Source organism: Synechococcus sp. HJ21-Hayes (assembly GCF_024345835.1).
In the GTDB taxonomy this organism is placed as follows: domain Bacteria; phylum Cyanobacteriota; class Cyanobacteriia; order PCC-6307; family Cyanobiaceae; genus Vulcanococcus.
The window spans coordinates 161398-171023 of sequence record NZ_JAGQBW010000004.1; the positions used below are offsets into that span (position 1 = coordinate 161398).

The 9626-nt window shown below is 63.8% G+C and carries 6 protein-coding genes; 4 read left to right on the forward strand and 2 right to left on the reverse strand.

Annotated elements, in window-relative coordinates; genetic code table 11:
• Positions 1-21: 21 nt before the first annotated feature.
• Positions 22-624: an alpha/beta hydrolase gene (locus KBZ14_RS05095; protein WP_255117221.1), complete on the reverse strand. Its 603-nt coding sequence runs from the start codon at positions 622-624 to the stop codon at positions 22-24.
• Between the two features lie 47 nt (positions 625-671).
• Positions 672-2663: an ABC1 kinase family protein gene (locus tag KBZ14_RS05100; RefSeq protein WP_255117222.1), complete on the reverse strand. Its 1992-nt coding sequence runs from the start codon at positions 2661-2663 to the stop codon at positions 672-674.
• 101 nt (positions 2664-2764) lie between these two features.
• Between KBZ14_RS05100 and recN the strand changes: the two genes are divergently transcribed.
• The 4 genes from recN (at position 2765) to KBZ14_RS05120 (ending at position 9563) form a co-directional block, all read left to right on the forward strand.
• Positions 2765-4453, forward strand: coding sequence for a DNA repair protein RecN (gene recN, locus KBZ14_RS05105; RefSeq protein WP_255117223.1), 1689 nt, complete (start codon positions 2765-2767; stop codon positions 4451-4453).
• Positions 4453-5067, forward strand: coding sequence for a hypothetical protein (locus KBZ14_RS05110; protein ID WP_255117224.1), 615 nt, complete (start codon positions 4453-4455; stop codon positions 5065-5067). The genes recN and KBZ14_RS05110 overlap by 1 nt, the downstream gene beginning before the upstream one ends.
• Before the next feature lie 51 nt (positions 5068-5118).
• Complete coding sequence (uvrA, locus tag KBZ14_RS05115) at positions 5119-8121, forward strand: excinuclease ABC subunit UvrA (RefSeq protein ID WP_255117225.1); 3003 nt, start codon at positions 5119-5121, stop codon at positions 8119-8121.
• A 596-nt stretch (positions 8122-8717) separates the two neighbouring features.
• Positions 8718-9563: a C-type lectin domain-containing protein gene (locus KBZ14_RS05120; protein ID WP_255117226.1), complete on the forward strand. Its 846-nt coding sequence runs from the start codon at positions 8718-8720 to the stop codon at positions 9561-9563.
• The last annotated feature ends 63 nt before the right edge of the window (positions 9564-9626 follow it).

Sequence of the window (9626 nt, forward strand, 5' to 3'; positions counted from 1 at the left end):
GGCGCAGGTTTCAATCCGGAATCAGGAGCCCTGTTTCTGCGCTGGGGTGTCACCGGCCTGGCCCTGGGAACCCCGCAGGCCGTCGAGGGGGGATTCGGAGAAGAATTTCACCAACTCGCTCACCGAGCTGGCCTTCTTCAGGACAGCCAGCAACGCCGGAATGCTCACTTCCATCTCGTCGGTGGGGTAGGCCTTGAGGAAGCCGATGGCGGAGAGGCGGCCATCGCCCTGGGCCAGGCCGTTGATCACGGCGGCTCGGAGGGCCGGAACCCCCACAGAACTGGCTTTGAGGGGGTACACGATCCGGCCCACCCGCGCCAGGATTGCCTCACCGATGCGGGTGCTCAGCAGGCGGCTGGTGAGCACGATTGGCAGGCTCAGCTCCATCTTCAGCAGCTTCGCCATCTCCTGGGGCTGCTGCTTGGCGATGGCCAGGACATCGGACAGCAGGCCGCGGGCCTGGCCGGTTTGAGCTAGATACTCCATGTCGGCCACGGAGATGGAGCGCCGGAAGGCGCCGCTCACGAACACCAGGTTCTCGGCGGCCATGGCTGCCGGGCTTCCACCGCCAACCGCCAGGCTGAGGCCCAGCAGGGCTGCAGCCAGACGCTGGCGTTTGGGCATGGCCATGGCTGATCGGCTGCGTTGCATGCTCTGAACAGTAGGCCGATTCAACGAACGGCCGGACTCACCAGCACATCGCGCACCAGCCGCACCATGCTCCGCTCGGCCAGGCCACGGGCCAGGGCCAGGCCCATCTGGCGCAGCTCGCTTTCCTGCAGCAGCCGCGGCAGCCGCTTGAGCAGCAGCTGCGGTTCGAAGCCCGGCAGTTGCTGCAGGATCCCCACCAGCCGTTGGATCGGCTCCAGGGAGAGCAGTTCCAGATCGCTGCTGCTGATGGGGCCGCGGTCCCGCAGGCCGGGGGGCTGGAGGGGCCGGGGTAGCCGCTGGCTGAGGCGCAGGGCCGTTTGCCAACCCAGGGCATCCATCTGGTTCACCGCAGCCTCCACCAGCTGGTTGCGCAGCAGGCCGGCCTTGGGCGAGAACAGGAAATCCAGCACCTGATCCAGTAAGCCATCGAGATCCAGCTGGGCGCCGCTGGCGGCGCTGCTGATCAGGTTGTCGAGTCGCTGCCAGCGGAAGATCTCGCCATCGAACAGCATTTCCTTGAGGCTGTTGCGCAACTGGGGATCGGGGTCTTCCATCAGCCGGCGGGCGAAGTAGGGGTAGGCGGCGCCGAGGATCTTGAAGTCCGGATCCACGCTCAGGGCGATCCCTTCCAGTGTGACCAGGGAGCGAATGATCAGGGCGTAGTAGGGCGGCACCCGGAACGGGAAGCGATACATCACCCCCGAGAGGTCGTCGGTGACAGCCTTGAAGTCCATGCGGCTGACGCCCATCTCCATGGCCTGGCCGAACACGCCTTCGAAGGCCGGCACGATTGGCTCAAGGTTCACGTCTTCCGCCAGGAAGCCGAGGCTCACAAAGTCTTTGCTGAGCTTGCCGAAATTGCGGTTCACCAGGTGCACCACTGCCTGGATCAGGCCGGTGCGGCTCTCGCGGCTCACCTCGCTCATCATCCCGAAATCCAGGTAGGCCAGGCGGCCATCGGGCAGGGCCAGCAGGTTGCCGGGGTGGGGATCGGCGTGAAAGAAGCCGTGCTCCAGCAGCTGTTGCAATGAGCAGTTCACCCCCACCGTCACCATGTCGTCGGGGTCGATGCCCAGCTGGCGCACCGCCTCGAGGTTGGTGAGCTTCACCCCATCGATCCATTCCATGGTGAGCACCCGCCGGGCCGTGGCATGGCGGTAGATGCGGGGAACGGCGATGCGGGGGTTGTGGGCGTGCAGGGCTGCAAAGGCCTCGGCATTGGAGGCCTCGTTGCAGTAGTCCATCTCCTCGAACACCCGCTTGCCCAGCTCATCGATCAGGGCCACGAGGTCGGAGCGGATCAACCCCACGTTCTGGTTGAGCCAGGCGGCGATGTTGCGCACGATGTAGAGATCGAGCGTGATCTGCTCCCGTAGGCCGGGGCGCTGCACCTTCACGGCCACCTTCTCGCCGTTGAGCAGCACACCCCTGTGCACCTGGCCGAGGGAGGCGGCGGAGATGGGCTCCCGTTCCAGCTCGGCATAGATGGTGTGGATCGGGGCGCCGAGGTCCTCCTCGATGCAGGCCATGGCCAGGGTGGAATCGAAGCCGGGCAGTTGATCCTGCAGGCCCGCCAGTTCATCCAGCAGCAGTGGCGGCACGATGTCCGGCCGAGTCGAGAGGGCCTGGCCGGCCTTGATGAAGGCGGGGCCCAGGGAGGCCACCAGATCCGCGGCTTCCTTGGCCCGGGCCTTGGCGTGGTCGCCGTTCTTGAGTTCGCCGGTGAGCCAGTCGAACCCCACCCCTAGGAGATAGAGGCCGATGGGCACCAGGGTTTGCCAGAGGCGCCGGATCAGCCGTTGGGGATGGCCCGCGTAGATGCGGGTGATGGCGGCCGGGTCGTAGCTGAGCAGGCCGGAGGCCTCGATGAAGTCGCTCAGGTCGGCGCTGGACGCGGGGGGAGCGGTGGCTGTCTCGCCAGTGTCCGGGAGATCTGTACGGCCTGTACAGATCTCTGCCGGGCCCTCCAGCTCGGCCACCACGGTTGCTGATTCAGGATGCGCGCTGGCCATGGCGCCGGGGCCGCAGCCCATTCACGGATTGGTCCCCTTCTAAACGAAAGAGACTGCCGCTACGGTCGGCCCGGTCACCCATCCGGTAACCGGATGCGCCTGTGCTCACCGGTCTGCGCCTTCACAACATTGCCCTGATCGAGCAGCTGCAGCTCGATTTCAGCGGTGGCTTCACGGTGCTCACCGGGGAAACCGGCGCCGGTAAGTCGATCCTGCTGGATGCCCTAGATGCCCTGCTGGGCGGCACGGCCGGGGGCTCTGCCAGCCGCTTGCTGCGCCAGGGCCAGGATCGCGGCCTGATCGAAGCCAGTTTTTCGCTCACCCCGCCGCTGCAGGCTTGGCTGGAGCAGCAGCGGCTCGAGGCCGATGAGGCGGAGATCCTGCTCAGCCGAGAATGGCGCCTCGGTGACGGCCGGCTCAACAGTCGCCATCGGCTCAATGGGGTGGCGGTGAACCGCGGCCAGATTCAGGAGCTGCGGCCCCTGCTGCTGGATCTCACCGTGCAGGGACAAACCCAACAGCTGGCCCGGCCCGGCCAGCAGCGCCACTGGCTGGATCGCTTTGGTGGTGCCGCCCTCCAGCCGGCGCTGGAGCCCGTGGCTGAGGCCTACCGGGCCTGGAAGCGGGCGGCGGCGGCCCTAGAGCTGGCCCGCAGCTCCTGGCTGCAGCTGCAGCAGGAGCGCCAGCGCCAGGAGCAGTTGCTGGAGGATTTGGAGGCTGCCCGCCTTGACGACCCTGCCGAGCGCCAGCGGCTCGAGCAGGAGGAGAACCGCCTCGCCCATGGGGTGCGGCTGCAGGAGGGCGTGATGACCCTGCTCGGCCGGCTGGTGGAGGGGGCGGAACAGGCCCCTTCCGCCCTGGATCACCTGGCGGCTTGCGAGCAGGAACTGAGCCAGATGGAGGTCCTTGACGCTGGCGTTGCGGCCTTGCGCAGCCGCTGCAGTGATGGCCTGGCAGGTCTGCAGGATCTGGTCCGTGATCTCGAGCGCTATGGCGCCGGCCTCGAGAGTGATCCCGAGAGCCTGGGGGCCCTGCAGGAGCGCATCGCCCAGCTCAAGGCCCTCGAACGCCGCCATGGCCGCGACCTCGCCGCGTTGATCGAGCTGCGGGACCAGCTGCGGCTGCAGTTGGCCCCCGGTGGGGCCGAGGCCAGCCTTGAGGCCCTGCAGACCGGTGAGGCTGCCGCCCGCCAGTGCCGCGACCGCGCCAATGGCGCCCTCAGCAGCGCCCGCCAGCAGGCCGCAACGGCGCTGGAGCAGCAGTTGATGGAGGCCTTGCGGCCCATGGGCCTGGCCAATGTGCGTTTTGCCGTGGCCATCGAGCCCGCACCTCCCGGCGCCGAGGGGGCCGATGCGGTGCAGTTCCTGTTCTCCGCCAACCCCGGCCAGCCCCTGGCCCCCCTGGCCGAGGTGGCCTCCGGCGGCGAGATGAGCCGTTTCCTGCTGGCGCTGAAAACCTGCCTGGCCGCGGCGGATCCCCACGTGACCCTGCTGTTCGATGAGATTGATACGGGCGTGAGCGGCCGGGTGAGCGGTGCCATGGCCGCCTTGCTGCAGCGGCTGGCCCAGCAGCGCCAGGTGTTCTGCGTGACCCACCAGCCCCTGGTGGCTGCAGCGGCTGACCATCACTTTCGGGTGTCCAAGCAGGTGCTGGAGGGCATCACCCACACCCAGGTGTCCCAACTGCGGGACACTCAGGCCCGCGAGGCCGAACTGGCCGAACTGGCCGGCGGGGATTCCGGTGAAACCCGTAGCTACGCCGCCAGCCTGCTGGGCAAACGGGTGGCCTGATGGGTCCCCTGAGCAGCACCTGGCCCTACCTGGCCTGCCTGGCCCTCTCGGTGTTGTGCACCACCCTGCTGGGTGGGCAGCTGGGCTTTGGCCTGGCACCTCTGTGGCTGTTGCTGCTGGGCTGTGGCGGGCTCTGGTGCCGCTGGCAGCGGCGGAGTTTGAGCCGGCCCTGGCTGTTGGCCCTGGGGCTGCTCGCTAGTGCCCAGCTGCTGCTGCATCTGCTGGCGGTGAACCTGGCGATGGTGCGCCTGCAGCTGAGTGCCCGCCTGCTCTTGGCTGAATCCCTGGAGCTCTATCTGGCCGTGAACGGGCTCTTTCTGTTCTGGTATTGGTTTTTTGATGCGCCCCTGCGGGACCGCAGCGATGGCGGCATTCCCATCGGGGTGCTGTTTCCTGAAGAGGATCTGGAGGAGCGCTTGTTGGGCCAGCGGCGCTGGTTACCGGGCTGGTTCGACTATCTGTTCTTCACCGTGATCGCCAGCAATTCGCTGGGCCCCCCCGATGGCCATGCCGTGGTGGGCCCCTCGCTCAAGGCCATTCAGATGCTGCACAGCTTGGCGATGATCAGCGTGTTCATCCTGATCCTGGCCAGGGCCATCAACACCCTGGGTTAATCCTCCTGCCATCGCGGCGCCCGTAGACTCGGCGGTTCACGATCCGGCTGCATGCCCCGCGCCAAGAGCACCGCTGCAGCCAGGGATCTCCCCCAGACCGTGAACGAAAAAGCCGCCCAGCAGCAGGGCAGCCGGCTGCTCAGTGGCGGCTCCCTGGAGGATGTGATCCGGGTGCGCGGGGCCCGGCAGCACAACCTCAAGAACGTTGACCTCACCATCCCCCGCAACCGGCTGGTGGTGTTCACCGGGGTGAGCGGCAGCGGCAAGAGCTCCCTGGCCTTCGACACGATCTTCGCCGAGGGCCAGCGCCGCTACGTGGAGAGCCTGTCGGCCTATGCCCGCCAGTTCCTGGGGCAGGTGGACAAGCCCGATGTGGATGCGATTGAGGGGCTGTCGCCGGCGATCTCGATCGATCAGAAGTCCACCAGCCACAACCCGCGCTCCACCGTGGGCACGGTGACGGAAATTCAGGACTACCTGCGCCTGCTCTATGGCCGCGCCGGGGAGCCCCATTGCCCCCAGTGCGACCGCTCGATCCGGCCCCAGACCATCGATGAGATGGTGGATCAAATCCTGGCCCTACCGGAGAACACCCGCTACCAGCTGCTGGCGCCGGTGGTGCGGGGCAAGAAGGGCACCCACGTGAAGCTGTTGGGGGGCCTGGTGGCCGAGGGCTTTGCGCGGGTGCGCATCAACGGCGAGGTGCGCGAGCTGGCCGACAACATCGAGCTCGACAAGAACCACGCCCACAACATCGAGGTGGTGGTGGATCGCCTGGTGGCCCGGGAGGGCATCCAGGAGCGGCTCACCGATTCCCTGCGCACGGCCCTCAAGCGCGGCGATGGCCTGGCCCTGGTGGAGGTGGTGCCCAAGGCCGATGAGGAGCTCCCCGAAGGGGTGGAGAAGGAGCGCCTCTACTCCGAGAACTTCGCCTGCCCGGTGCATGGCGCCGTGATGGAGGAGCTCTCACCGCGGTTGTTCTCCTTCAACAGCCCCTATGGCGCCTGCGCCGATTGCCACGGCATCGGCCACCTGCGCAAGTTCACCGAGGAGCGGGTGATCCCCGATCCTGCGCTGCCGGTGTATGCCGCCGTGGCCCCCTGGGCCGAGAAGGACAACTCCTATTACTTCTCGCTGCTCTATTCGGTGGGCGAGGCCTTCGGCTTCGAGATCAAGACCCCCTGGAATCAGCTCACCAGCGAGCAGCAGCAGGTGCTGCTGCATGGCTCCAAGGAGCCGATTGCGATCCAGGCTGATAGCCGTTACCGCAAATCGCAGAGTTACGAGCGGCCGTTTGAGGGGATCCTGCCGATCCTGGAGCGCCAGCTGCGGGATGCCAGCGGTGAATCGGTGCGCCAGAAGCTGGAGAAATTTCTGGAGCTGGTGCCCTGTGGCACCTGCGCCGGGTTGCGGCTCAAGCCGGAGGCCCTGGCTGTGCGGGTGGGCCCCTATGCCATCCATGAGCTCACCAGCACCAGCGTGGGTGAGAGCCTGCGGCGGATTGAGTCGTTGATGGGGGTGGGGGCCAGCGAGGGTGCCGAACCGCTGCTCAACTCACGCCAGATCCAGATCGGTGATCTGGTGTTGCGGGAAATCCGCATGCGCCTGAAATTCCTGCTGGATGTGGGGCTCGATTACCTCAGCCTCGATCGCCCCGCCATGACCCTCTCCGGTGGCGAGGCCCAGCGCATCCGCCTGGCCACCCAGATCGGAGCCGGCCTCACCGGTGTGCTCTACGTGCTGGATGAACCGAGCATCGGCCTGCACCAGCGCGACAACGATCGCTTGCTCAGCACCCTGGTGAAGCTGCGGGATCTGGGCAACACCTTGATCGTGGTGGAGCACGACGAGGACACGATCCGCGCCGCCGATTACATCGTGGATATCGGCCCGGGTGCCGGCGTGCATGGCGGCCACATTGTGGCTGAGGGCAATCTGCAGACCCTGCTGGAGGCTGAAGAGTCGCTCACCGGCGCCTATCTGAGTGGGCGCCGTGCCATCCCCACCCCCGCCGAGCGCCGCATCAGCGGCAGCCGCAAGATCGCGCTGGTGGGTTGCGAGCGCAACAACCTCTCCGGCTTCAACGTGGAGATCCCCCTGGGGCGGCTGGTGTGCGTGACCGGGGTGAGCGGCAGCGGCAAGAGCACCATGGTGAATGAGCTGCTCCACCCGGCCCTGGAGCACAAGCTCGGCATGAAGGTGCCTTTCCCCACGGGGCTGGGGGATCTCAAGGGCATCAAGGCGATCGACAAGGTGATCGTGATCGACCAATCACCGATTGGCCGTACGCCCCGCTCCAACCCCGCCACGTATACGGGGGCCTTTGATCCCATCCGCCAGGTGTTCGCTGCCACGGTGGAGGCCAAGGCCCGCGGCTACCAGGTGGGCCAGTTCAGCTTCAACGTGAAGGGTGGGCGCTGCGAGGCCTGCAGCGGCCAGGGTGTGAACGTGATTGAGATGAACTTCCTGCCCGATGTGTATGTGCAGTGCGATGTGTGCAAGGGCGCCCGCTACAACCGTGAGACGTTGCAGGTGACCTACAAGGGCCACACCATCGCCGATGTGCTGGAGATGACGGTGGAGCAGGCCGCCGATGTGTTCTCCGCCATTCCCCAGGCGGCCGATCGCCTGCGCACTCTGGTGGATGTGGGTCTCGGCTACGTGAAGCTGGGCCAGCCGGCGCCCACCCTCTCCGGCGGTGAGGCCCAGCGCGTGAAGTTGGCCACCGAGCTCTCCAAGCGCGCCACCGGCAAAACCCTCTATCTGATCGATGAGCCCACCACGGGCCTCAGCTTCTACGACGTGCACAAGCTGATGGATGTGATGCAGCGGCTGGTGGACAAGGGCAATTCAATCTTGGTGATCGAGCACAACCTCGATGTGATCCGTTGTGCCGATTGGATCGTGGATCTCGGTCCTGATGGAGGTGATAAGGGTGGCGAGATCGTGGTGACGGGAACGCCTGAGGAGGTGGCAGCCCATCCCACCAGCCACACGGGGCGATATCTCAAGCAGGTGTTGGCGCAGCATCCGCCTGAGGTCTTGGCTGGTTGAGGGGTGGTCTTGGAGGGGTAGGGGAAGGGCAGGGAGTGGCTTGGGTTGTGGCTAATCGGAGGCTGAGGGGAGCCAAGACGTAGGTGGAGCGTCTTTGAGGGGTAGAAGGCTTCTGGGCAGTGGGTTGAGGACTGGTTCCTTAGGGGTATTGGGACCTTATGCAGGATTGGCATAAGCCAGTAGGGGTCTGAAGGAATCCGGAGGCACAAGACCTTGAGGGCAGTTGCAGCAGAGTGCCGCAGGTCCCTTCGAGGTCTTGGGGCTTAGGATCCCAGTTGCAGTCTTGTGTTTGGGACTACTGGCATTGGGCTGAGGGTCTTAAGGGACGCTGAAGGAAGTGGGTTAGATTTGGCAGCAATGCAGCAATGCAGCAATGCAGCAATGCAGCAATGCAGCAATGCAGCAATGCAGCAATGCAGCAATGCAGCAATGCAGCAATGCATATGGGTGCTTTTGCTGGTCCTGATTTCTTTAGTCCTTCTTGAGTGGGTTGATTCTTATGGCTACTCCAGCAATTCGCGGCAATAACCTTTATATATACAATCGAATCAGACTGGACAAGCTCGGAAGCATATTCTGTTGAGCTGGGTGGACATTTGGCAACAATAAATGATGAAGCTGAAAATATTTGGATTACTAGATTTGGGTCGAACCTATGGATTGGCTGGAGAAGGGGATATCAATGGTCTAGTGGTGAGGTCACTTCGTATGAAAATTGGCATCAAGGGCATCCAGATGAGCGAAGATTGGTTGACTATGCGCGCATTGGTGAAGGTGGAAGGTGGTTTACGGCGTCGAATGACGGGAACAGCGGTGCGGGTGGCTATAAAAGGGGAATCGCAGAAATCCCCCTAACCCTTGCTATAACACGCCAAGGTGAAGTCAAAGAAGGCGCAGGATCTTTCACAACTTCCATCAATCTTAATGCGGGTAATCAGACATCAGGAAACCTTGCAAAAGGTGCTCAGGTATGGTGGCAAATTTCAGGAATCACAGGTGATGATCTTTTATCAGGTACTTTGAGTGGTTCTGGCACCATTCAGCAGGGCAAGCTAGATATTCAGCATTCCCTAAAGGTTGATACTGACTCTGGAGAGATTTTTGAGGTCTCTGTCTATTCTGATGCTGGACTCACGCAACAGATTGGAACGACAAATTCTGTTGTTATCGATGAGGGAGTTGACAATGGTAATACTGGCGATCTCCCGGGTGGTCAGTACGCAGGCAGTGCTCCCTTAATTCGAGCCAATAGTCTTTATACACTTACAACCACTGAAAGAGATTGGAGGTCTGCTGAAAATAATGCCATCAGCCTTGGAGGTCATCTAGTTAATATTGACTCAATAGGCGAAAACGATTTCATCGTAGATTTCTTTAGGGAATCTCTGGACAAACGGGTCTTGATCCGTTCGCGGGACGCAGCAACTCTGCTTTCACCGTGATTTTTCTGTGCGGGCTCCTTCTGGTAGACGTTGTCCCCATGCTCAGCGACCTTGGGCTGGTTT

What these genes read in the sequence shown, in the direction of transcription:
- KBZ14_RS05100 (WP_255117222.1), bottom strand. Translation starts at nt 2,663, where the DNA reads ATGGCCAGCGCGCATCCTGAATCAGCAACCGTGGTGGCCGAGCTGGAG.
- KBZ14_RS05110 (WP_255117224.1), top strand. Translation starts at nt 4,453, where the DNA reads ATGGGTCCCCTGAGCAGCACCTGGCCCTACCTGGCCTGCCTGGCCCTC.
- uvrA (WP_255117225.1), top strand. Translation starts at nt 5,119, where the DNA reads ATGCCCCGCGCCAAGAGCACCGCTGCAGCCAGGGATCTCCCCCAGACC.
- KBZ14_RS05095 (WP_255117221.1), bottom strand. Translation starts at nt 624, where the DNA reads ATGCCCAAACGCCAGCGTCTGGCTGCAGCCCTGCTGGGCCTCAGCCTG.